At 66.1% G+C, this 23,766-nt stretch carries 19 protein-coding genes and 1 pseudogene; 8 read left to right on the top strand and 12 right to left on the bottom strand.

What is annotated here, in order from left to right; all coding sequences use genetic code 11:
* The 3 genes and pseudogenes from QZ378_RS05870 to proC all read right to left on the bottom strand — a co-directional run.
* Nucleotides 1-1,170: pseudogene (locus tag QZ378_RS05870) on the bottom strand (glutamate-5-semialdehyde dehydrogenase); the annotation flags it as partial.
* A 36-nt stretch (nt 1,171-1,206) separates the two neighbouring features.
* On the bottom strand, nt 1,207-1,977 hold the full coding sequence (gene proB / locus QZ378_RS05865; protein ID WP_050623134.1) for a glutamate 5-kinase: 771 nt from the start codon (nt 1,975-1,977) through the stop codon (nt 1,207-1,209).
* 77 nt (nt 1,978-2,054) lie between these two features.
* Nucleotides 2,055-2,861 (bottom strand): pyrroline-5-carboxylate reductase, encoded by an 807-nt coding sequence (gene proC, locus QZ378_RS05860; protein ID WP_291257626.1) that lies wholly within the window; start codon nt 2,859-2,861, stop codon nt 2,055-2,057.
* A gap of 248 nt (nt 2,862-3,109) precedes the next feature.
* Between proC and QZ378_RS05855 the strand changes: the two genes are divergently transcribed.
* From QZ378_RS05855 to QZ378_RS05845, 3 genes are read left to right on the top strand one after another with little or no spacing between them, the layout of a single operon-like run.
* Nucleotides 3,110-3,478 (top strand): GntR family transcriptional regulator, encoded by a 369-nt coding sequence (locus tag QZ378_RS05855; RefSeq protein ID WP_050623132.1) that lies wholly within the window; start codon nt 3,110-3,112, stop codon nt 3,476-3,478.
* Nucleotides 3,475-4,377, top strand: coding sequence for an ABC transporter ATP-binding protein (locus tag QZ378_RS05850; protein WP_050623131.1), 903 nt, complete (start codon nt 3,475-3,477; stop codon nt 4,375-4,377). Before QZ378_RS05855 ends, QZ378_RS05850 begins: the two co-directional genes overlap by 4 nt.
* Nucleotides 4,352-6,253: a hypothetical protein gene (locus tag QZ378_RS05845; RefSeq protein ID WP_291257625.1), complete on the top strand. Its 1,902-nt coding sequence runs from the start codon at nt 4,352-4,354 to the stop codon at nt 6,251-6,253. The genes QZ378_RS05850 and QZ378_RS05845 overlap by 26 nt, the downstream gene beginning before the upstream one ends.
* A gap of 64 nt (nt 6,254-6,317) precedes the next feature.
* Here the strand turns inward: QZ378_RS05845 and QZ378_RS05840 are convergent, their stop codons facing one another.
* The 8 genes from QZ378_RS05840 to QZ378_RS05805 all read right to left on the bottom strand — a co-directional run bounded on the left by QZ378_RS05840 (nt 6,318) and on the right by QZ378_RS05805 (nt 15,924).
* Nucleotides 6,318-7,577, bottom strand: coding sequence for a cytochrome c biogenesis protein CcdA (locus QZ378_RS05840; RefSeq protein ID WP_291257624.1), 1,260 nt, complete (start codon nt 7,575-7,577; stop codon nt 6,318-6,320).
* Nucleotides 7,578-7,613: 36 nt separating this feature from the next.
* Entirely contained in the window at nt 7,614-8,048 is a 435-nt protein-coding gene (locus QZ378_RS05835) for an Rrf2 family transcriptional regulator (RefSeq protein ID WP_050623128.1), read from the bottom strand.
* Nucleotides 8,049-8,288: 240 nt separating this feature from the next.
* Nucleotides 8,289-9,377 (bottom strand): PTS transporter subunit IIC, encoded by a 1,089-nt coding sequence (locus QZ378_RS05830; protein WP_291257623.1) that lies wholly within the window; start codon nt 9,375-9,377, stop codon nt 8,289-8,291.
* 172 nt (nt 9,378-9,549) lie between these two features.
* On the bottom strand, nt 9,550-10,251 hold the full coding sequence (locus QZ378_RS05825) for a hypothetical protein (RefSeq protein WP_050623126.1): 702 nt from the start codon (nt 10,249-10,251) through the stop codon (nt 9,550-9,552).
* A gap of 31 nt (nt 10,252-10,282) precedes the next feature.
* Nucleotides 10,283-12,328 carry a DNA mismatch repair endonuclease MutL gene (gene mutL, locus QZ378_RS05820; protein ID WP_291257622.1) on the bottom strand — a complete coding sequence of 682 codons (2,046 nt, stop codon included), beginning with the start codon at nt 12,326-12,328 and terminating at the stop codon, nt 10,283-10,285.
* Nucleotides 12,329-12,428: 100 nt separating this feature from the next.
* Nucleotides 12,429-12,947 carry a DUF3592 domain-containing protein gene (locus QZ378_RS05815; RefSeq protein ID WP_108980279.1) on the bottom strand — a complete coding sequence of 173 codons (519 nt, stop codon included), beginning with the start codon at nt 12,945-12,947 and terminating at the stop codon, nt 12,429-12,431.
* 20 nt (nt 12,948-12,967) lie between these two features.
* Nucleotides 12,968-15,583 carry a DNA mismatch repair protein MutS gene (gene mutS, locus QZ378_RS05810; protein ID WP_291257621.1) on the bottom strand — a complete coding sequence of 872 codons (2,616 nt, stop codon included), beginning with the start codon at nt 15,581-15,583 and terminating at the stop codon, nt 12,968-12,970.
* A 116-nt stretch (nt 15,584-15,699) separates the two neighbouring features.
* Entirely contained in the window at nt 15,700-15,924 is a 225-nt protein-coding gene (locus tag QZ378_RS05805) for a helix-turn-helix transcriptional regulator (protein ID WP_291257620.1), read from the bottom strand.
* 81 nt (nt 15,925-16,005) lie between these two features.
* On the opposite strand from QZ378_RS05805, the gene QZ378_RS05800 reads away from it, so the two are divergent.
* Nucleotides 16,006-16,281: a hypothetical protein gene (locus QZ378_RS05800; protein WP_133248283.1), complete on the top strand. Its 276-nt coding sequence runs from the start codon at nt 16,006-16,008 to the stop codon at nt 16,279-16,281.
* 48 nt (nt 16,282-16,329) lie between these two features.
* Here the strand turns inward: QZ378_RS05800 and miaB are convergent, their stop codons facing one another.
* Nucleotides 16,330-17,745: a tRNA (N6-isopentenyl adenosine(37)-C2)-methylthiotransferase MiaB gene (gene miaB / locus QZ378_RS05795; protein ID WP_291257619.1), complete on the bottom strand. Its 1,416-nt coding sequence runs from the start codon at nt 17,743-17,745 to the stop codon at nt 16,330-16,332.
* A gap of 303 nt (nt 17,746-18,048) precedes the next feature.
* On the opposite strand from miaB, the gene QZ378_RS05790 reads away from it, so the two are divergent.
* The 4 genes from QZ378_RS05790 (at nt 18,049) to argB (ending at nt 23,610) form a co-directional block, all read left to right on the top strand.
* Nucleotides 18,049-19,113 carry an alanine racemase gene (locus QZ378_RS05790; RefSeq protein WP_108980275.1) on the top strand — a complete coding sequence of 355 codons (1,065 nt, stop codon included), beginning with the start codon at nt 18,049-18,051 and terminating at the stop codon, nt 19,111-19,113.
* A 34-nt stretch (nt 19,114-19,147) separates the two neighbouring features.
* Nucleotides 19,148-20,365, top strand: a complete 1,218-nt coding sequence (locus tag QZ378_RS05785; protein WP_050623119.1) for an ATP-grasp enzyme — start codon at nt 19,148-19,150, stop codon at nt 20,363-20,365.
* Between the two features lie 18 nt (nt 20,366-20,383).
* Nucleotides 20,384-21,130: an amino acid racemase gene (locus QZ378_RS05780; RefSeq protein ID WP_050623118.1), complete on the top strand. Its 747-nt coding sequence runs from the start codon at nt 20,384-20,386 to the stop codon at nt 21,128-21,130.
* Between the two features lie 113 nt (nt 21,131-21,243).
* Entirely contained in the window at nt 21,244-23,610 is a 2,367-nt protein-coding gene (gene argB, locus QZ378_RS05775; RefSeq protein WP_291257618.1) for an acetylglutamate kinase, read from the top strand.
* The last annotated feature ends 156 nt before the right edge of the window (nt 23,611-23,766 follow it).

The raw sequence follows: 23,766 nt of genomic DNA, 5'->3' as shown, positions 1-23,766 counted from the left end.
GGAGATGCCCATCTCGCAGCCCAGGCCGAACTCCCCACCGTCGGTGAAGCGGGTGGAGGCGTTCCAGTACACCGCCGCTGAGTCCACCGCGGCCAGGAAGCGCCGGGCCGCCTCCCCGTCCTCTGTCACGATGGCCTCCGAGTGGCCGGTGGAGTGGGCTGCGATGTGGCGGATGGCCTCCTCCGTCCCGTCCACCACCCGGACAGCCAGGATATAGTCCAAAAACTCGGTGTCGAAGTCCTCCGGACCCGCGGGCGTGCCGGGGATGATCCCGGCCGCCGTCCCGTCCAGGCGCAGCTCCACCGGCCGCTCCCCCCGGGCTGCCCTGGCATCCGTCAGCCGCTCCCGCATCCGGGGCAGAAAGACCGGGGCCGCCTCCCGGTGGACTAGGCACACCTCGGCGGCGTTGCACACGCTGGGCCGGCTGCACTTGGCGTTCTCCAGGATGTCCAGCGCCATGTCCAGGTCCGCCGCCCGGTCCACATAGACGTGGCAGATGCCGGTGCCCGTCTCGATGACGGGGACGGTGGCATTGTCCACACAGGCCCGGATCAGCCCCGCGCCCCCCCGGGGGATGAGCAGATCCACGTATCCGCTGGCGGTCATCAGCTCGTGTGCGGAGGCCCGGGTGGTGTCCTCCACCAGACACAGGGCCTCCTGGGGCAGTCCGGCCCGGGAGAGGCCCCGGCACAGGGCGGAGACGATGGCCGCGGCGGAGCGGTGGGCCTCCTTCCCGCAGCGGAGCACACAGGCGGAGCCCGCCTTCAGGGCCAGGGCTGCGGCGTCGCTGGTGACATTGGGCCGGCTCTCATAGATGATGGCGATGACCCCCATTGGGACGGCGGTCTTCTCGATCACCAGCCCGTTGGGCCGCTCCACCCGGCTGAGGACAGCCCCCACCGGGTCAGGGAGGGCCGCCACCTCCCGGATCCCCTTCGCCATGCCGGCGATCCGGTCCGGGCTGAGGGCCAGCCGGTCCAGCATCACCTCGGAGATGCGGCCCCGGGCCCCCTCCAGATCCAGGGCGTTGGCCGCCAGGATGGGGGCCGTGTCCGCCTCCAGCTCCTCCGCCATGGCCAGCAGGGCCCGGTCCTTGGTCTGTGTATCCGCCAGAGCCATGGCCCCTCTGGCCTGTCTGGCACGCGCAAGCAGTTCTTGTGTGGTCATCCCTTCCGCCTCCTTGTGGTCCTTCGCCTTTGAGCCCCGTCAGGCCCGCCGGCCCAGGAACCGGGTCCCCACCTGCTTCCCCTCCACGATATCATAGAGCAGCTGGGGCTGGTCCCCGTTGGTGATGATCATGTCGCAGCCCTGGCCGGTCACCATGCGGGCGGCCCGCAGCTTGGTGGCCATGCCCCCCGTGCCCAGGCCGGAGCCAGCCCCGCCGGCCAGCGCCTCGATGTCGGCAGTGATCTCCTCCACCACCGGGATCAGCCGGGCACCCGGGTCCTTGCGGGGATCTGCGGTGTAGAGCCCCTGGATATCGCTGAGGAGGACCAGAAGGTCCGCTTTCACCGTGCAGGCCACCACGGCCCCCAGGGTATCGTTGTCCCCTACCTTGATCTCAGCGGTGGCCACGGTGTCGTTCTCGTTGATGATCGGCAGGGCGCCCAGCTCCAGCAGGCGGAAGATGGTGTTCTGGAAGTTCTCCCTCCGGTCGCTGTGGTCGATGTCCTCCCCAGTGAGGAGGATCTGGGCCACAGTGTGGTTGTATTGGGTGAACAGCCGGTCGTAGGTGTACATCAGCTCGCACTGTCCCACGGCGGCGGCCGCCTGCTTGCCGGGCATGTCAGTGGGCCGGCAGGGCAGATTCAGCTTGCCCACCCCCATGCCGATGGCGCCGGAGGACACCAGGATGATCTGGTGTCCTGCATTCTTCAGGTCGGAGAGCACCTTGACCAGCTCCTCCACATGGCGGATGTTCAGCCGCCCCGTGGCATGCGCCAGAGTGGAGGTGCCCACCTTGACCACGATCTTCATAGCATCAAACCCCTTTATTCAGCTCGGGAACCGGAGGACAGGGCCGTTCCCCTGTCCTCCCTGGCTCCGCCTGTCCCTTATTTTGTCCCTAATTCCTGCGTCTTTTCATAGGCGGTCAGCACCGCGTCCATGGCGGCGGCCCGCAGACCGCCCTTTTCCAGCGCCCGCACCCCTTGGATGGTGCTGCCCCCGGGGGAGCACACCGCGTCCTTCAGGGCACCGGGGTGAGCGCCGGTCTCCAGCACCATCCGGGCCGACCCGGCCAGCATCTGGGCGGCGTAGGCCAGCGCCTTGTCCCGGGGCAGGCCGCAGGCCACCCCGCCGTCCGCCAGGGCCTCCAGGAACAGGTAGGCAAAAGCGGGGCCGCAGCCGGACACGCAGCTGGCTGCGTCTATCAGCCCCTCAGGCACCTGATCCACCAGCCCGGCGGGGGCCATCAGGTTTCGGAAGGAGGCCATATCCTCCTCCGTGGTCCCCAGGCCGCAGAACTGGAGCACCCCCTCGCCGATGGCCGCGGGGGTGTTGGGCATCACCCGGATCACCGGGCAGTCCACCCCCGCCATCTCCCGGATCCGGGCGCAGGTCAGGCCGGCGGCCATGGTCACCAGCACAAAGCAGTCCTCCCGCTCCTTCAGCACAGGGGTAAGAGAGGCCAGCATCTCCCCCATCACCTGGGGCTTCACTCCCAGAAAGATCAGCCGGCAGGCGCGGGCAACCTCTTCATTGGTACCTGCGGCGCAGCCCAGCTCTTCGGCCAGGGCTTCCGCCTTGGCGGGGGTGCGGTTGGCCAGCAGCACCTGCTGGGGGGGCACAGTTTTACAGACGGCCCGGGCCAGAGCAGCGCCCATGTTCCCCGTTCCGATAAATCCGACAGTCGCAGTCATGTGTGGGAGCCTCCTTCTTCTGATGCTCTTTTCGCCTATACTATATCACGGCCGCTCGCCTTTTTCAAACGGAAACAGATTAAGAAATGGTAAATCTTCTCCCTTTTTGCGTGGAGATCTGACGGTCCTCTCTCCCCCTGAGATAAATCCTAAGAAAATCTTAAGGATTTCTTGCTTGATTTTTCGGTCCCGTCCGCATAGACTAACTGTACTAATACAGTGAATACAGTTTGAAGGGAGGCGGCAGTATGCTGAATCTGGACTACCGGGATGCCCGGCCCATCTACGAGCAGGTGCGGGACAATCTGCGCCGGCTGATGGTGAGCGGCGCCATCCAGGAGGGGGAAAAGCTCCCCTCTGTGCGGTCCCTGGCCAGCAATCTTGCCATCAACCCCAACACCATCCAGCGGGCCTATGAGTCCCTGGAGGCGGAGGGCTATGTCTATTCTATCCCTGGGAAGGGCAGCTTCGCGGCCCCCCGCACCGGGGTGGATGAGGAGCGGCGGGACCGGCTGCTGGGGCAGTTCGACAGTCTGACAGCCGAGCTGCTGTACCTGGGGGTCACGCGGGATCGGCTGATCGCCCGCATCCGGGAAAAAGGGGGAGAGGTCCAATGATCAAGGTAAACAACGTCGTCAAGACCTTCGACGGCTTCCGCGCCCTGGATGGGCTCACCATGGAGGTGGAGAAGGGCTCCATCTATGGGCTGGTGGGCCCTAACGGCGCGGGAAAGTCCACCATCCTGCGGCACATCACCGGCATCTACCGCCCCGACTCGGGCACCATCACGGTGGACGGGGCGCCGGTGTACGAAAATCCGGCGGTGAAGTCCCGGGTGGCCTTCATCCCCGACGACCTGTACTACTTTCTGTCCGCCTCCACCCGGGACATGATGAAGTTTTACCGGGGGCTGTATCCCGCCTTTGATGACAAGCGCTATCAGGTGCTGAAGGAGGCCTTCCCGGCAGTAGACGAGAAACAGCCCATCCGCCGCCTGTCCAAGGGGATGCAGAAGCAGTCCGCCTTTTGGCTGGCTCTGTGCTGTAACCCCGACCTGCTGGTCTTGGACGAGCCGGTAGACGGCCTGGACCCGGTGATGCGGCGTCAGGTCTGGTCCCTGCTCATGGGGGACGTGGCCCAGCGGGGGACCACGGTGCTGGTCTCCTCCCACAATCTGCGGGAACTGGAAGACGTGTGCGACCACGTGGGCATCCTCAGCCGGGGCAAGGTGCTCCTGCAGCGCTCCCTCACCGATCTTCAGGACAACGTGGTCAAGATGCAGATCGTATTTCAGGAGCCGGAGATGCCCAAGCTGCCGGAGGACCTGGACCTGCTCCATGTCACCCAGGTGGGCCGCATCCACACCCTGATCGTCCGGGGCAGCTCCGACGTCATCAAAAGCCGGCTCGCCGCGTTCCAGCCCATCCTGATGGAGGCCCTGCCTCTGACGCTGGAGGAGATCTTTATCTATGAACTGGGAGGTGAGGACTATGCGGTCCGTGACATCATGCTTTAATTCCACCCTCTACCGCAAAAACCTCAGCCGCTTCTGGCCCATCTGGGCCCTGTACTCGGTGATCTGGCTGTTTGCCCTGCCCCTCAATCTGCTCACCACGATCCAGCGGGGGCAGAACTGGGCTCTGGAGGACCTTACGCACAGCCTGGACTATTTTTCCCGGGTCTCGGTGGTCGCCGTATCATTAAAAAACACGGTGCTGGCCGTCATCTTTGGCCTGCTGGCCGCTATGGCGGTGTTCAGCTATCTGGATGCCAGCCGCTCCGCCTGCATGATGCACGCCCTGCCCCTGCGGCGGGAGGCTCTGTTTTTCACCAACTATCTGTCCGGGCTCAGCTTCCTGCTGCTGCCCAACGCCGCCATCTTTGGCCTCACCCTGGCCGGCGAGGCTGTGGGGAACTGTCTGGATCTGAAGGCGCTGGCCATATGGCTGCTGGTCCAGTCCGCCTCCTGCCTCTTCTTCTACTCCTTTGCCGTCTTCTGTGCCATGTTCACCGGCCATCTGCTGGCCCTGCCTGTCTTCTACGGGGTGCTGAACTGCCTGGCGGCTATCATCAGCACGCTGATGGACTCGGTGCTCTACCTGTTTCTCTACGGCTACAACGGCCTGAGCGGCACCACCCAGCAGGCTGTGGCCTGGCTCACCCCTCTGGAGAAACTGGGCGGTGCTGTATCCTGGACCCAGGCTGCGGACAGCGGGGCCTATCAGCTTGCCCAGCCCGCCGTGGTGGCGGTCTACGCCGGTGTGGGGGTGGCCTTGTCTGCGGCCGCCCTGTTGATCTACCGCGCCCGCCAGATGGAGTCGGCGGGAGACGTGGTCTCCGTGCGGGTGGTCCGCCCCATCTTCAAGTACGGGGTGGCCGTCTGCGCTGGTCTCTCCGGCGGCACCTTTACCTACTATGTGCTGTTCGGAGACGGCCAGCTCTCCCTGGTGCTGTCCATCCTCTTCTGGGCTGCAGTGGGCTATTTTCTGGCGGAGATGCTGCTGCGCAAGTCCTTCCGCGTCTTCTCCGCCTGGCCGGGCTGCCTGGTCCTGCTGGCGCTGCTCTCCGCCCTGTTCCTGTGCATCCGGCTGGATCTCACCGGCTATCAGGACTACATCCCCGCCTCCGGCGAGGTGAGCCAGGTGACTGTGGATCTGGAGGGCAGCACCTATCCCAGCGACGGCTTCGGCGGGAGCGTCCAGATCACCGACCCGGAGCAGGTCGCCCAGATCACCGCCCTCCACCAGGCCATCGTAGCTGCCCGCTCCAGGGAGGATAGCATCTATGACGACTCCTTCTACATCTCCCTCTCCTACACCCTGTCCAACGGACAGAGCATCCGCCGCTACTACCACGGCGTTCCGCTGTACCGGGCGGAGCAGGGGATGGAGGGCACCGTCACATGGGCTCTGGATCAGCTGGTCTCTGACCGGAGCTTTGTCCGGGCCGGCTATGGACTTGACCAGTCCGCGGACTGGAGCCTGACGGAGGCGTACGTCTACGATCTCTGGGACATCCAGACCCAGAGCCACGAGTCCGCCTCCCTCTCCGCCGCCCAGGCGGAGCAGCTGTGGCAGGCCGTGCTGACCGATTTCGACGCGGGCACCATCGGCACCCGCTACCTTTTTGAGGACCAGGACCGCCTGGAGAACACCTGTGAGGCTGACCTGGACTTCAGCTTCTACCTGACGGAGCAGGACAGCATGGTGCACCGGGGCGGCTCTGTGACCATCACCCTCACCCCCCAGGCCTCCCACACCCTGGCCGTTCTGGAGGAGCTGGGCGTTCTCACCGACACCCGCATCGCCCGCACCCATGCCCAAGCCGATCGCTGGTACGCCATGACGGATGGAGCTGAGGACACTTCTTCCCTCTACACCGCCTCCCCCTGATGGACCCACACAGTCAAACATGCCCCGCCCGCTCCCATTGGAGCGGGCGGGGCATGTTTCTTTTTTATGGCTGGGCCTCCATGGTCTGTTCCACGATATCCCTCATGATCTCCCCTGTCATGGCGCTCTCCACATAGCCGTAGAGACTGCCCTCCCCGTCGATCATCCAGGTGGTGGGGTAGGCCCGGATGCCGTACTGATAGGTGAGCTGGTACTCCGTGTCCATCACTGTGGGGAAGGTATAGCCGTTCTCTTCCAGAAAGATGGCGATCTCCTCCTGGGTCCCCTCCTGCCCCAGCCCAGGGGCGGCCACTCCCAGTACCACCAGGTCCCCCTGGTTCCCGCCATACTCCTCATACAGCGCCTGGATATCCGGCATTTCCCCCCGGCAGGGGCCGCACCAAGTGGCCCAGAAATTGAGAAAAATGGTCTTGCCCTTGTAATCGGACAGACTGTGCTCCTCCCCGTACTGGTCCACCAGGGTGAAGTCAGGGGCAGGGACCACCGGCGGCTCCGACGCACCGTTGTCTGCATCTGTGGAGGCGGACGGCTCCTCCCCGCTGCCGACGCTCTGGCTCTGAGGCACGGCGGAGCCGGTCTGGGACAGATATTCGGTGAAGCCGTTCATAAAGCCGGTAAAGGTCATCACCCCCATCAGGATCAGCAGAGCCGCCCCCGCCTTCCCCGTCCAGCGCACCACCTGCTGGTGCCGCTTGAAGAAGGACAGCACCCCGCCGGTGAACAGCCCCACCGCTAGGAAGGGCAGCACAAAGCCCAGGGTGTACACCCCGATGAGCAGCGCCGCTGCCGGGGCCGAAGCCGAGGATGAGGCCATCAGGAGCACGCTCCCCAGCACCGGCCCTACACAGGGGGTCCAAGCGAAACTGAAGGTAAAGCCCAGGACCAGGGCCACCAGCGGCCCCATGGTCCGGCCGCCCAGCCGGAAGGGCAGCCTGTGCTCCCGCTCTAGCGCCATGGAATGTCCAAACACCCCCAGCTGGTACAGCCCGAACAGCACCATGATAATGCCGCTGATCCGGGCAAACCACAGCCGGTTATCGCTGAAAAACTGCCCCAAAGCGGTGAAGCCGAAGCCCAGCAGGAAAAAGGTGGCGCTGATCCCCAGCACAAAAAACAGGGTGTTCCACATCACCCGCCCCCTGGGGTAGCGGATGGTGCCGTCCACCTCCACCGTCTTGGCCCCGCCTGCCAGATAGCCCACATATAAGGGGACCAGAGGCAGGACGCAGGGGGAGAAGAAGCTGAGAATGCCCTGTATGAAAACCGTCAGCGCCGGAACGCTGATCTCCAGATCAAACCCCATAAAAAACCTCCATTTGCACTGTTCTCTGCGGCGGGATCATCCGCCGCCGGGGCAGGGTCCGCCGGAGAGCTTCCGGTCCACCTGTTCCACTGTGATCTCCTCCAGCCGGGCCATGCACCGGCCGTCCAGGTCATCAAAAAGGGCATCCATCACCTGAGCCATGCCGGTGGCCACCAGACACTTCACCTCCTGGCTGCCGCTGTGCCAGGAGGTGGAGACGAAGCGCACCTCCAGCGCCCGGGCCACCTGGGCCAGGGACACCTCCCCCGCCCCCTTGGCAAAGCGGTAGCCTCCGCCGGAGCTGCCCTCCTTGGTCTCCACCAGGCCGTCCTTTTTCATACGGGCGAGCACCTTCCGCACCCGGGCGGGGTTAGTGCAGATGTTCCGGGCCAGCTCCTCGCTGGACAGGACGCACCCTCTTCGGTTGAGATAGACCAGAGCGTGGACCGCCACGCAGAAATCGCTGTTCATAATGGTTCTCCTCCCAGGGAGCCGTTTTCTGTAACTTTATCAGATACAGAAGAGGCTGTCAAGAGGGTGTTCGTCCCACCATCAGGGACAGGCCCTGCCAATCCTGCCGCCAGCAGCACACCCGGCCCATCACCAGGAAACTGGCCAGGGACCTGCGGAGCAGGCGGTCGCCAGGGACGGACAGGCGGCCGGCACGCAAGCGTGCCGGCCGCCCAAACGGTCCTGCAAATCTCCCCCGGCTCACTCCAGGGTCAGGTCCCCCTCCCGGATCCAGCCGATCCGACGGAAAAACAGCCCGAACAGCCAAGCGAGGACGGCGGGCAGTACAAAGCAGATCAGCGCCATGGCCAGCCAGTCCATGCCGGTGATGGCAGCCTTGGCCCCCGTGGCCACATCGTTCACCCAGCCGGCATAGACCCCGATGGGGCCCACCATACCGCAGGTCCCCATTCCAGCCGCCACACCCCCGGCGGGGTCATTCATCTCAAACTGGAACACACAGGTGGCCAGGGGGCCGGTGACCGCGGAGGCGAGGATAGCGGGGAGCCAGATCCGGGGATTGCGGACGATGTTGCCCATCTGGAGCATGGAGGTGCCCAGCCCCTGGGAGATCAGGCCGCTCCAGCGGTTCTCCCGGAAGGACAGGACGGCGAAGCCCACCATGTTGGCGCAGCACCCCGCCACTGCGGCCCCGCCGGCCAGGCCGGTCAGCCCGATGGCGGCGCAGATGGCGGCAGAGGAGATGGGCAGGGTCAGGGCCACGCCGATGACCACCGACACCAGGATGCCCATCCAGAAGGGCTGGAGCACAGTGGCCCACTTGACGAAGTCCCCCACCGCGGAGGCCGCCGTGCCGATGGCCGGGGCCCACCAGGCCGACAGGGCCACCCCCGCCAGGATGGTCACCAGAGGGGTGACCAGGATGTCGATCTTGGTCTCCTTAGACACCGCCTTGCCCAGCTCCGCGGCGATGACCGCGATAAACAGCACCGCCAGAGGGCCTCCGGCGCCGCTGCCCCCGGACAGGGTGACGCTGCCCAGGGCATTGGCCGCATAGCCCACCGTGACCAGGGAAAAGAGGACCAGCGGGGGGGCCTTCAGGGCGTAGCCGATGGCCACCGCCATAGCCGCCCCGCTCATGGCCGAGGCGTATCCCCCCACTTCGATGAGGAACTCCATCCCCAGCTGCTGGCCCAGCGTCTTGATGATGGTGCCGATGAGCAGGGAGCAGAACAGCCCCTGGGCCATGGCCCCCAGGGCGTCGATGCCATACCGCTTGGCCGAGATCTCAATGTTTTTGCGCTTTAAAAACGCGCGGAGCTTTTCCATTTCTCTCACCTTTTTTCGTGATAGTCCCGCACCTGCCGGCAAAAAGGCCATACAGGTGTCAAGACACTTGTATGGCCTATTATAGCGGCTCTGTCCTGTTTGTCAACGAAAACTTTTCCCTCCGGCAGTCAAGCCCCGCCCGGCCGCAGCTCACCACAGCCGCTCCTTCGAATCATCCCGGCGTCCCCATCCTCCAGGTCAGGGCCGCCCCCCGGGCAGCCTTGGTCAGGCCGATCACCTTTTCCAGCCGGGGAAAAAAGGTATCCTGGGCCAGCTCCGCCAGCTTCTCTTCCTTCTCGGCGCGCTCCTCCTCTGTATCCGTCCAGTCCGGCCCGGTATTCATCGGCTCCGAGTACCAATCTGTGTACATGGAGTCCGGATAGGAGTAACTCTCCACCAGGTGCAGCCCCTCCCTCCCCGGCCCGGGCAGGATGAGCAGGCCGTCCTTGGGGGAGGCAAGCAGGGCATTGCGCAGTTCCAGGTCCCGCAGCACCAGCTTGGTAAAGGACCGGTCCGTGGTGGTGATGGTCCGGCCCCGGGTCACCTCCGGGCAGCCATAGTCCTCGTGGAGGTCCGGTCCGGAGGGCAGCTTCTCCAGTCCCCGGTCCAGGACGCCCAGCACCGTGTTGAGGCCGGTGGACATGGCACTTTTGGGGCGGATGCGCAGCTCATAGTCCCGCTCCAGATGGATCGCCAGCCGGACGCGGATGGAGGTCGTAGTGTACCGGCCATTGCTCTCCCCCACCGTCCGGATGATGAGCGGTTCGTCCCGGTAGCTCAGCACCAGCTCCCCGTCCCAGTCTGCTGCCCGGCTGCCCATAAATACGCCCCCCTTCTCCTTTTGATAGGCGTAAAGCATCTCGTTCCAGCTCATAAGTCCGCTCCTTTCCCGCTCCCGCCGGGTCTCATGCCCGCCGGAACTGCTTCTCCAGGTCCTTTCGGGTCAGCTCGATGGCCACCGGCCGGCCGTGGGGGCAGTATTTGACCTCTCCCCGCATGACGGCTCCCGCCACCTTCTCCAGCTCCTGGGGACTGGTGCGCCAGCCCCCCTTGATGGCCGCCTTGCAGGCCATGGTGTGGAACAGCTCGTCCCGGGCGGCGGAGGGGTCCGCCCGCCCGGTGGTGAGCAGCCTGCCCCCGATCTCCAGCAGGGTGTCCTCGATGTCCCCCGGGTCCACGTCAAAGGGGGCCTGCCGCACCACCAGCGCCCCCCCGCCGAAGTCCTCGGCGTAGAAGCCGAACTCCTCCAGCAGCGGCAGGTTGGCCAGCAGGGCGGCCCCCTCCTCCGCCGGGGGATGGAGGGTGACCGGGGTGAGCAGGGTCTGCACCATGGGGGTGTAGCCCTCCGCCTTCATGCGGTCGAAGTTCATCCGCTCGTGGGCGGCGTGCTTGTCGATAAACAGGATGGTGTCCCCCTGTTCCACGATGATGTAGGTGTTCAGCACCTCCCCGGCGATGCGCCAGGGGGCTGCCTCTCCCTCAGGCTCAGGCTCCGCCGGGGCGGAGATCTGGGGCGCGGGCCCTTCCTCCAAGGCCGGAGCCGGGCCCGGGTCTGGTGCGGGCGTCTCCGCCGGCGCGGGGGCGGGGCGCTCCGTCCGGGTCCCGGCCAGGAGGTCGAAGTCCTCCGGCGCCATCCGGTCGTGGCAGGTCATCCCGCCCTGGGCTTCACCGGGGCAGGCGGGGGCCGGGGCCTCCCCGGTCTTCCACTCCCCGGGGGCGGTCATTTCTCCAGAGATCGGAGCCCTGGGATGGGGAGGCTCCGCCGGGGCGGGCTGGGGTGTGCGCTCCCGCTGCTGGGGCGAGAGGAAAGAGGCGGCGGAGGGCATCCGGGACAGGCCGGGCACCTCCCGACGGCTGTAGGTCACGTCGTGGAGGGGCAGCTCCCCGGCGGACAGCCTGGTCTGGTTGGGGGTTACGGTGTCGTGGGCCCGGGGCTTCTCCAGCGCCACGGCGGGGCGGACATGGTCCCGCTCCAGGGCGGAGAGGACCGCGTGGTACACCGCGCTGAACACCCCCCGCTCGCTGCCGAACTTCACCTCCGTCTTGGCCGGGTGCACATTCACGTCCACCGCGCTGAGCCTGGTGGTCAGATGGAGGACACAGCCGGGAAATTTGCCCACCATCTTCTGGTTCTGGTAGGCCTCCTCCAGGGCGGCCATCATCAGCCGGGACTTCACCTGCCGCCCGTTAACGAAGAAGAACTGCCAGTTCCGGCTGGCCCGGCAGCAGGAGGGCTGGGAGACGAAGCCGGACACGGACATGCCCTCGTCCGAGCTGTCCACCTGGGTGAAGCCCAGGGCCAGATCCCGGCCCAGCACCGCGTAGACGGCGGAGCGCAGCTGTCCGTCCCCGGGGGTGGCCAGCTCCTGCTTTCCGTCCCGGAGGAATTTCACTGCCACCTCCGGGTGGGACAGGGCCACCCGCTGGACCACGCCGAAGACGGCGGCCCCCTCGGCGGCGTCCTTTTTCATGAACTTCAGCCGGGCGGGGGTGTTGTAGAACAGGTCCCGCACCACCATGGTGGTGCCCAGGGGGCAGCCCGCCTGCTCCACCGGCCCGGCCACGCCCCCCTCCAGGGACAGGGAGGCCCCCAGCGGGGCATCCTGGGTGCGGCTCATCACGTCGATGCGGGAGACGGCGGAAATGGCGGCCAGTGCCTCCCCCCGGAACCCCAGGGTGCCGATGGCCTCCAGGTCATACTCCGTGCGCAGCTTGCTGGTGGCGTGGCGGAGGAAGGCGGTCTTCATCTGGGGGGCCGGGATGCCGCAGCCGTCATCGGTGACCCGGAGGAAAGTGAGGCCGCCGTGGGCGATCTCCACGGTCACCGATCTCGCCCCCGCGTCGATGGCGTTTTCCATCAGCTCCTTGGCCACGCTGGCCGGCCGCTCCACCACCTCGCCGGCGGCGATCAGGTCGGCAACGTGGGGATCTAACACTTGGATCTCAGGCATAGAGCACCTCCAGAAATTCAAAGCTCCGCTCCTGCGGGCCGTTTTTGGTCATAATAGTCAGAATACAGATCCCGGGACGGGGCCGGGCCTCCCCCGCCCCTTATCCCATAAGGTCCAGCCGGACAGAATCCGGGTCCACAAAGGCCCGCCCCGGCCGGTCCGGGTCCAGCCAAACGAGGACCTCCGCCCCCTCCTGGGGCTCCCCCCACAGCAGGCCGGTGGACACGGTATAGTCCCGGCCGCCCCAGGTGTACCCGCACACCGCGCTCCAGGGCGAGTTCCGGCCCGGGACATTGACAAAGGACTGGGTGTTCCAGGTCACGAAGATGTGGTGGCGGACCGAGCGGACGGTGCCGGAGACCGCCGTGCCCTCCCGCCGCAGCCGCGCCTGGCTCCGCCGCCGGGCCAGGCAGGCCAGGGCGCACCCGCCCCCCGCCGCCAGCAGGGCGGCCCCTATGGGCAGGAAGGCCCAGTCGGGCCCCGCGCCCCCCACCGGGATGTCCCACAGCAGGACGGCCCCGCCGAACAGGAGGAAAAACGCCCCCATCAGTCCCAGCACCCAGGCGCACAGCTCCGCCCGAGAATTTGGACGCCCCATGCCGCTCACCTCCTCTTTCATCCGGGCCTCTCCGCCCCGCCTCAGCTCTCCTGCAGGTCCTGCTTCAGCTCCGCCAGCAGGTTGAGGGCCTCGATGGGGGACAGGATGTTCACATCGGTCATCCGGAGCTTTTTCAGCACCGTCTGGCTGCCCAGGTCCATCAGGGAGACCTGCTCCCCGTCCGCCGGAAGGGCCGGTCCCCCTGCGGGGAGGACGCCGCTCCCCGACTCCAGCTCCTCCAGGATGGTCCGGGCCCGCCGAATGACCCGGTCGGGCACCCCGGCCAGCTTGGCCACCTCGATGCCGTAGCTCTGGTCCGCGCCCCCCCGGACGATCTTCCGCAGGAAGATCAGGTCGTTCCCCCGCTTCTTGGCGGCGATGTTGTAGTTCTTCACCCCGGGGATCTCCCCCTCCAGGGCGGTGAGCTCGTGGTAGTGGGTGGCGAACAGGGTCTTGGCCCCCAGCCGCTTCCGGTCGGCGCAGTACTCCAGCACCGCCCGGGCGATGGCCATGCCGTCATAGGTGGAGGTCCCCCGGCCGATCTCGTCCAGGATGAGCAGGGAGCGGGCGGTGGCGTTCTTCAGCAGTCCGGCCACCTCGTTCATCTCCACCATGAAGGTGGACTGTCCGGAGGAGAGGTCGTCGCTGGCCCCGATGCGGGTGAACACCCGGTCCACCACGCCGATGCGGGCGGAGCGGGCGGGGACGAAGGAGCCCATCTGGGCCATGAGGACGATGAGGGCCACCTGGCGCATGTAGGTGGACTTGCCCGCCATGTTGGGGCCGGTGATAATGGCGCACAGGTCCTCTCCGCTGTCCATGTGGGTGTCGTTGGGGACAAAGGGGGTGCCGGCGGGGAGCACCTTCTCCACCACCGGGTGGCGCCCCTCGGAGATGCTCAGGGAGTCGGAGCCGTCCACCTGGGGCATGCAGTAGCCGTTGACGGCGGCCACCACCGCGAAGGAGGTGAGCACATCCACCTGGGCCACGGCGGCGGCAGCCTTCTGGATCTGGGCCACGTGGGCGCAGGTCTGCTCCTTCAGCTGGCAGAAGAGCTGGTACTCCAGGGCCACCACCTTGTCCTGGGCGGAGAGGATGGTGTGCTCCAGGTCCTTCAGCTCCTGGCTGATGTACCGCTCGGCGTTGACGGTGGTCTGCTTCCGGGCCCAGTCGGGGGGCACCAGCCCGGTCTGGGACTTGGCCACCTCGATGTAGTAGCCGAACACCTTGTTGTAGCTCACCTTCATGTTCTTGATGCCGGTCTGCTCCTTGGTCCGGGTCTCCAGGTCGGCCAGCATCTCTGCCCCGTGGTCGATCACGTTGCGCAGGCGGTCCACCTCCTCGCTGTACCCCGGACGGATGAACTTGCCCTCCCGCACGGAGAAGGGGGGCTCGTCCACCAGGGCGGAGCTGAGCAGCGCCCGCAGCTGGGGCAGGTCGTCCATCTCCCGGCGCAGGGACTGGATCAGGGCGGAGGGGCAGCCCTCCAGCAGCTCCCGCAGCCGGGGCAGCCTGCCCAGTCCGGCGGACAGGGCGGCCAGGTCCCGGCCCCCGGCGGTTCCGTACACCACCCTGCCGATCAGGCGCTCCAGGTCGGTGATCTCCTTCAGGCAGAGCACCACCTCCTCCCGGGTGATGATGTCCTCCACCAGATCGCTCACCGCCTGCTGCCGGCGGTTGATCTGCACCGGGGAGAGGAGGGGGCGCTCCATCCATCCCCGGATCAGCCGCCGCCCCATGGCGGCGCGTGTCGGGTCCCGGCCCCGCGGCGGGGGGCCCTTCTTCTCCTGGCCCCGCGGGGGCTCGGTGAGCTCCAGGGTCTGCCGGGCGTTCAGGTCCAGCTCCATGAACTGGCCCGCGGTGTAGCAGGTGAGGGCGGCGATGTGGCTCAGGTCGGTCTTCTGGGTCTCGTACAGGTAGGAGAGCAGCCCCCCGGCGCACTGCACACAGGCCTGGTCCTCCGGGGGCAGGCTATCCAGCCCGGTGCGGAACTGCTTTTGCACCAGGGGCAGGGCGGCCTCATAGCGGAAGCGGGCCTCCCCCCCGTTCTCACAGCGGCAGTCCAGCCGCTCCCGCAGGAACTGGGGCAGGCCCTCCAGGCTCCAGGCCCCGTCGGAGAGCACCGCCTCCCGGGGAGAGAAGCGGCCCAGCTCGTTTTTCAGGTGGTCCATGGCCTCCGCCCCCGCCGGAAAGGAGGTGACATAGAACTCGCCGGTAGAGATGTCGCACAGGCACAGCCCCAGCGCCCGGGAGTCGGCGTACACCCCGCCGATGTAGTTGTTTTTCCCCTCCTCCAGCATGGAGGAGTCGATGAGGGTGCCGGGGGTGATGATGCGGATGATGTCCCGGTCCACCAGCCCCTTGGCCAGGGCCGGGTCCTCGGTCTGCTCGCAGATGGCCACCTTGTAGCCCTTGGCGATGAGGCGGGCGATGTAGCTCTCGCAGGAGTGGTAGGGCACGCCGCACATGGGGGTGCGCTCCTCCGGGGGCTTGTTCCGGTCCCGGGTGGTGAGCGTCAGGTCCAGCTCCCGGGAGACCAGCTTGGCGTCCTCGTTGAACATCTCATAAAAATCCCCCAGCCGGAAGAAGAGGATGGAGTCGGGATACCGCTCCTTCATCTCCAGGTATTGGCGCATCATGGGGGTGATCTCAGCCATATCGGCACCGCCTTTCGGTAAAATAAAAGTAAAAAGTGCAAAATCCTGTGGAAAGTGTGGAAAAGTACAACGAAACAGACAGGAGGCGCACTAACCGCCAGCGCGCCTCCCGGGGGTCAGCTCTCCTCCGGCCCCCCCTGGTCGCTCCGTCCCGCCAGGTAGTCCAGGGTGACCCCGTAAAAATCCGCCATCCGGATCAGGGTGGACAGTTGGGGTTCCTGCTGACCGTGTTCATACCTCTGATAGGTGCGGTGGGGCACATCCAGCGCCTTTGCCGCATCTTTCTGCAACAGTTTCTTGGTCTCTTTCAGTTCCTGAAGCCGCGTTGAAAACGTCGCCATTTACACACCTCGTATTGACGCGCCATTTTTGGCATGTTATAATCAAAATACGATAACCCGCAGAAGGGAGCGCTATTGTTTATGACTTCTTTTTGGGACCACTTATATCAATACGCCCAGGAACATCTGGTCGTCCGCTATCTCCAGGAGGAGCCCACCGGCTACGGCCGGCTCTCCATCCAGACGGACGCCCGCCGGCGGGGGCTGGAGGACCTGCTGCGGGGCCCCGCCGCCCGCTCCTTCCGCCGCCTCTGGGAGGAGCAGCAGGAGCTGCACAGCCTGGAGGAGCAGGCCCTCTTCCGGGCCGGGCTGTCCATGGGCCTGGCCCTGGGCGGCCGGGTCCGGGACTTGGAGTAGCCCCGCCGCCCGTCCCTCTGCGGGGCCCTTGGGGCGGGGGCTCCCCCCTCACTCCGCCAGCTCCCCGAACAGGGACCAGGTGTTGGCGTCGGTGATCCGCACCTGCCGGAACTGGCCGATCAGCTCCGCCGGGCCGTCCAGCCGCACCAGCCGGTTGCCCGGCGTGCGGGCGGCCAGGGGATACCGGGCGTCCCCGCTGTCCCCGTCGATCAGGCAGCGCAGGGTCTTCCCCACATAGGCCGCGTGCTTCTCCGCGGAGATCTGGTTCTGGAGGTCCACCAGGCGCTGGAAGTTGGCCTGCTTCTGCTGGTGGGGCACGGGGTCGTCCATCTGGGCGGCGGGGGTCCCCACCCGGGGGGAGAAGATAAAGGTGAACAGGGCGTCGAACCGCACCTGCTCCAGCAGGGACAGGGTCTCCTCAAACTCCTCCGTAGTCTCTCCGGGAAAGCCCACGATCACGTCGGAGGTGAGCACGATGTCCGGGATGAGCTCCTTCAGCCGCCGCACCTCGTCCAGGTACTGCGCCCGGTCATAGTGGCGGTTCATGGCCCGGAGCACCCGGTCATTGCCCGCCTGGAAGGGCAGGTGGAGCACCGGGGCCACCTTCCCGCACCGGGCCATGGTCTCGAACAGCTTCTGGGTGGCGTCCTTGGGGTGGGAGGTCATAAAGCGGATCAGGAAGTCCCCGGGCACGGCGTTCACCCGCTCCAGCAGGTCTGCGAAGTCCAGGGGCTCCTCCAGGTCCTTGCCGTAGGAGTTCACGTTCTGGCCCAGCAGGGTGATGTCCCGGTACCCCTCCGCCGCCAGCTGCTCCACCTCGGCCAGGATGTCCTCCGGCCTGCGGGAGCGCTCCCGGCCCCGCACATAGGGCACGATGCAGTAGGAGCAGAAGTTGTTGCACCCGTACATGATGGACACCCAGGCCTTTACCCGGTCCTGCCGCACCACCGGGATGCCCTCGGAGATGGAGCCCGCCTCCTCCGCCACCTGGAACACCCGCCCCCGCTGGGTGAGCAGGGTGTGGATGAACTCGGGAAAGCGCCAGAGGGCGTGGGGCCCGAACACCAGGTCCACGTGGCGGAAGGACTGCTTGATCTTCTCCGCCACATGGGCCTCCTGGGCCATGCAGCCGCACACGCAGATGATCTGCTCCGGGTGGCGGCGCTTCACGTGGACCAGGGCGCCCAGGTTGCCCAGCACCCGCTGCTCCGCATGCTCCCGGATGGCGCAGGTGTTGAGCACGATGATCTGGGCCTGCTCCTCGTCCTGGGTGAAGCCGTAGCCCATCTCCCGGAGATAGCCCCGGATGCGCTCGGAGTCCGCCTCGTTCTGCTGGCAGCCGTAGGTGTCCACAAAGGCCAGGGGCTGGGCGGGCCGGGCGGCGCTGAGGGCCGCGACCTCCCGGCAGTACTGGAGCTGGCGGGAGATGTCCTCCGGGGAAATTCGGGTGGTCTGCTGTCTCATAGATCGCAACCTCCTGAGGGGGATTTGATGGTCGTCCGGCCCCTCCTGCTGCATGGAGACACCGATCGAATAATCATACCATTTTTCCCGAAAAAGCACAAGGCCGGACTTTTGCTTTTCGCCGCTTTTCCACCCGGTCCCCGCAGGGCGCGGCTCTCCGCCCCTCCCTGGAAAAATGCGGGCCCCCTCGCGGTTTTCCGTTGCGTTTCTCTCAAAAGGGTGATAGAATGAATCGTTAAATGGTTACACTGGAGGGAGACGTATCTCTCTCCTTCCCAACAGAGAGAAAAAGGGGGCTGTGCCATGCGGGTGCTGGTCATTGAGAAGGCGGCCGTAAAGCAGAACATCAGGGTGGTGAAGCGCCGTGCCGGAGGGGCCGCCGTCTACGGCGTCCTCTCGGGAGACGCCGGGGGCGCCGGCATCGCCGAGATGGCCGAGCTGCTCCGGGCCGAGGGCATCGGCCGCTTCGCCGTCAGCGAGGCGGAGGAGGCCGAGGCGCTGCGGAAGGCCGGCTTTGTGGACGAGGAGATCCTCATGCTCCGCTCCACCACCGACCGGGAGGTGCTGGAGCGGCTGGTGGACCTGAACGTGGTGTGCACCATCTCCTCCGTGGACACGGGCCTGGCCCTCAACGCCCTGGCGGAGAACCGCTCCACCGTGGCCGAGGCCCACATCCAGGTGGACACCGGCATGGGCTTCGGCGGCTTCCTGGTGGGGGAGCCGGAGAAGATCCTGCTGGCCTACCGCTCCCTGCCCAACGTGGCCCTGTCCGGCATTTACACCCAGATCCACGCCGCCCCAGCCGGCCAGGAGGCGGAGCACCAGCTCCAGCAGTTCCAGCGGGTGCTGGACGCCATCCACGCCGCCGGCTTTGAGACCGGCACCGTCCACGCCGCGGGGTCCTACGCCCTGATGCACTGCGATCTTGCCCGCATGGACGCGGTGCGGGCGGGCTCGGTCCTGCTGGGCCGCTGCCGCCGCACCAAAGACGACGGGCTCTCCACCGTAGGCCACGGGGAGGCCGGCATTGCCGAGATGCGCTGGCTGCCCAAGGGGCACACCGTGGGTGCGGAAAAGACCGCCGTTTTGAAAGCGCCCACCCGGGTAGCGGTGGTCCCTGTGGGCTATCAGCACGGCTTCGGGGTGGAGCGGCCCCGTCCCGCCGGCCTGCTGGGCACCCTGGGCCGCTGGCGGCGGGGCAGGCGGCTTTATGTCCGGGTGAACGGCCAGCGGGCCCGGGTCATCGGCTCTGTGGGCGTGAGCGAGACCCTGGTGGATGTCACCGATCTGAAGTGCTCCGCCGGAGATGTGGTCTCCTTCGACCTGGACCCCATGTACGCCCGGGGCTGTGTCCGCCAGTACCGGTGATCCTCCCTGCGATTTCAAGAAAAAGGTGTTTGATATGTCCAGAACGGTGTCTTTTCAGCCGCTGCTCTTCGGCGGCGATATCAATGTTTACAGTGTGGCCCGTGCCTTTCACGAGGCCTATGGGGTGAAGAGCGTGGCCTTCGGCAAGTTCCACACCTTCCCCTGTGCCTTCAGCTCCATCATCGACTACCGCACCTGCCCCGACAATGAGGACCCCGCCGTCTTCCTCTCCAATGTAGAGAAGGTGGCCCTGGAGTTCTCCCACAAGACCGTCATCGTCCTGGGCTGCGGGGACAGCTATGTGCAGCTGTGCGCCCACCTGAAGGACCAGTTTCCCCGAAACGTGGTGGCCCCCTACATCGACGGCGCCCTGCTGGACCGCCTCATCAACAAGGAGCACTTCTACGAGCTGTGCGACCAGCACGGCATCGACCACCCGGCCACCTTTATCTACGACGGCTCCATGGGCCACGACTTCACCCTGCCCTTCGGCCCCCCCTATGTGGCCAAGCCGGCCGACAGCGTGGCCTACTGGGAGCACGAATTCGAGGGGGTGAAGAAGGTCTTCATCTGTCAGACCTGGGAGGAGCTGCTCCACGCTCTGGACCTGGTGTACGCCTCCGGCTACCCCGACCATATGGTGATCCAGGAGTTCATCCCCGGAGACGACACCTACATGCGGGTGATGACCAACTACTCCGACCGCAGCGGCCAGGTGAAGCTGATGTGCCTGGGCCATGTGCTGCTGGAGGAGCACTCCCCCCACGGCATCGGCAACCATGCCGTCATCATCACCGAGTACGACGAGGCCCTTTCCCTGAAGATCAAACAGCTGCTGGAGGAGCTGCATTACACCGGCTTCTCCAACTTTGACATCAAGTACGACAGCCGGGACGGCAAGTACAAGCTCTTCGAGATCAACTGCCGCCAGGGGCGCAGCAATTACTACGTCACTGGCGCGGGATACAACATCGCCAAGCTGCTGGTGGAGGACCGGATCGAACACCGGGAGCTGCCCTTCGTCATCACCAAAAACCACGCCCTGTGGCGGATGGTGCCCAAAAAGGTGGCCTTCAAATTCATCCCCAAGGCATATCACCCCCAGATGAAGGCCCTGATCCGGGCGGGGGCGTCCACCCACAGCCTGGAGTACCACCGGGACTATACCCCGGCCCGCATCTGGCGGGTATGGAAGACCCACATCGGCAACATGGTCCGCTTTGACCGCCACAACAAGGTCCCGGAGAACTGAGCAGACTGGAGGGAAGCCATGTCAACTGTCAAGACCCGCGGCGCCAAGGGCGCCAGAGAGCCCCGGGAGCCCAAGCTGGGCGTGCTGGGTGGGATGGGGCCCCAGGCCACCCAGGTGTTCTATCAGTACGTGCTGGACCGGACAGAGGCCTCCTGCGACCAGGAGCATCTGCCCGCCCTGATCCTGTCTGACACCGGGGTCCCGGACCGGACCGCCTCCATCCTCACCGGGAACACCGAGCCTATGTACCAGCGCCTGCTGGCCGACGCCCGCCTGCTGGAGGAGTGCGGCTGCACCGTCATCGCCATCCCCTGCAACACCTCCCACTACTTCGTGGACCGCATCCAGCAGGAGATCGGCATCCCCATCCTCCACATGATCCGGGAGACCGCCCGGACCTTGGTGGCCCAGGGGAAGCGCCGCCCCGCCATCCTTGCCACCGACGGCACCATCCGCACCGGCCTGTATCAGAAGGAGTGCGCCGCCTTCGGCCTGGAGGCCGCCCCTCCGGAGCCCGCTGTCCAGCGTCTGGTCATGTCCATCATCTACGAGGAGATCAAACGGGGGGAGCGGGGCAGCCGGGAGAAATTTGCCCAGATCGACCGCGCTCTGGCCTCCATGGGCTGTGACTGCGCCATTCTGGGCTGCACCGAGCTGTCCGTCTTCCGCAGCTACCACAGCCTGCCCCCCTTCTACGTGGACGCCATGGAGGTGCTGGCCGAGCTGGCCGTCGTCCGCTGCGGCAAACAGCTGCGCACCATCTAAGGAAACATCTCCGGGGCGGTGCCTGCCCACGCCCGCCGTTGGAACGTACTCCGCAAATTGAAAATGGGGGTGGCGCCCCCATCCACACATGACAACACCAGGAGGTTTGCTCTATGGATCTCACGCCCCACACCCTGGGCGAATACTGCGCCCTGCTGGAGCCCCAGCTGGCCGCTCCTCTGCCCGAGGGGCTGGACCTGTCCCAGTCCGTCGCCCTGGTCTCCTGCGACAGCCAGGAGGTGGTCCCCGGCACTCTCTTTCTGTGCAAGGGCGCCCACTTCAAGGAGGCCTATCTGTCCCAGGCCGCCCAGCGGGGCGCGGTGGCCTATGTGAGCCAGACCCCCTACCCTGCCGTGGATCTGCCCTGCATCCTGGTGTCCGACATGCGCCAGGTGATGGCCCCCCTGGCCGACCGGTACTACGGCCATCCCTCCGGGCTCCTGTCGGTCATCGGCATCACCGGCACCAAGGGCAAGTCCTCCACCGCCTATTATCTGAAGTATATCCTGGATGAGTATCTGGCGGAGCAGGGCGGGCCGGAGAGCGGCATCATCTCCTCCATCGACACCTACGACGGCTCGGAGCGCTTCGAGTCCCACCTCACCACGCCGGAGCCCCTGGATCTCCAGCGGCACTTTGCCCACGCGGTGGCGGCCGGCATCCCCTACCTCACCATGGAGGTGTCCAGCCAGGCGCTGAAGTACCACCGCACCCTGTGCACCCGCTTCGCCGCCGCCTGCTTCCTGAACATCGGCCTGGACCACATCTCCCCCATCGAGCACCCCGACTTTGAGGACTACTTCTCCTCCAAGCTGCGGATCTTCGCCCAGGCGGAGGTGGGGTGCGTCAATCTGGACTGCGAACACGCCGGCCGGGTGCTGGCCGCCGCCCAGACGGGCAGCCGCCAGGTCATCACCTTCTCCCAGAAGGACCCGGAGGCGGACATCTATGCCTCCCAGGTGCGCAAGCGGGGCAACGACATCCTGTTCCGGGTGCGTTCCCGCCGCTTTTCCCGGGAGTTCCGGCTGACCATGCCCGGCCTGTTCAACGTGGAGAACGCCCTGGCCGCCATCGCGGTGTGCGAGGGGCTGAACATCCCGGAGCGGGCCGTCTATGTGGGGCTGATGAAGGCCCGGGTCCCCGGCCGCATGGAGGTGTACACCAATGCGGACAGCCACATCGTGGCCATCGTGGACTACGCCCACAACCGCATGTCCTTCGAGACCCTGTTCCGCTCCGTTCAAACGGAGTACCCCGGCCGCCGGGTGGTCACCGTGTTCGGCTGTCCGGGGAAAAAGGCCCTGGACCGCCGGCGGGACCTGGGGGAGATCTCCGGTCGCTGCTCCGACCTGGTGGTGCTGACAGAGGAGGACTCCGGGGAGGAGGACACCCTCTCCATCTGCCGGGAAATCGCCTCCTATGTGGAGGCCCAGGGCTGCGACTACTCCATCGAGCCCAACCGGGGGGAGGCCATCCGCCAGGCGGTGCTGGGCTGCCGGGAGCCCTCCGTCCTCCTCATCACCGGCAAAGGGGCAGAGACCCGCCAGAAGCGGGGCACCGAGTATATCGACACCCCCTCTGACGTGGACTATGTCCAGTCCTTTCTTCAGGAGTACGACGTGCGCCACGGCCTGGACGGCATGGAGAAGGTGCGCTCCCTGCTGTCCATTCTGCCCATCCTCAAGCGGGACGAGGGCCGGACCGTTGTGGTGAAATACGGCGGCTCCGCCCTGGGGGCGGAGGCGGCCACCGACACCACCCTCCAGGACGTGGCCGCCCTGCGCATGGTGGGCGTCCGGGTGGTGCTGGTCCACGGCGGCGGCAAGCACATCACCGCCCTGCTGGACAAGCTCCAGGTGCCCACCCGTTTCGAGAACGGCTACCGCTATACCGACCAGGCGGTGCTGGAGACGGCGGAAATGGCCCTCTCCGCCCAGGTAAACAAGGCCATCGTCTCCCGTCTGAGCCAGCTGGAGGTGTCTGCCGTAGGCCTGTCCGGCAAGGACGGCGGCCTGCTCACCGCTGTGGAGAAGGACCCGGCCCTGGGCCGGGTGGGGTCCATCACCCGGGTGGAGCCCCGTATCCTTCAGACCCTGCTGGACGGGGACTTCCTGCCGGTGGTCTCCCCCATCGCCGCGGGGGAGGACGGCGGCGGCTTCAACTGCAATGCCGACGACGCGGCCCGGGCGGTGGCGGCGGCTCTGGGGGCGGACAAGCTGATCTTCCTCACCGACACCGCCGGGGTGCTTATCGACAGCCACAACAGCAAGACTGCCGTCCCCCACATGGATGTGAAGCGGGCGGAGGAGCTGATCGACACCGGGCTCATTGCCGGGGGCATGGTGCCCAAGGTGCGGGGCTGTATCCAGGCCATCCGCGCCGGGGTGGGCGAGGTGTCCATCCTGGACGGCCGGGTGGAGCACGCCCTGCTGCTGGAGATGCTCAACCAGCGGGTCCAGGGGACCACCATCACCGGCTGACCCCCGTTCAAAAGAAAACGGGGCTGTCGAAGAAGCGGCTTTTCCGCTTTTTCCACAAGCTGAAACGGCGCCCCCGCCTGTGGCGGGGGCGCCGTCTATTTCAATTTTCAACGACTCATGAAAGATTTTCACAGCTGTGAATGAAAATAACGCAAG

Source organism: Flavonifractor sp., assembly GCF_019422385.1.
GTDB lineage: Bacteria > Bacillota > Clostridia > Oscillospirales > Oscillospiraceae > Flavonifractor > Flavonifractor avistercoris.
This window is presented reverse-complemented; position numbering and strand designations above follow the sequence as displayed.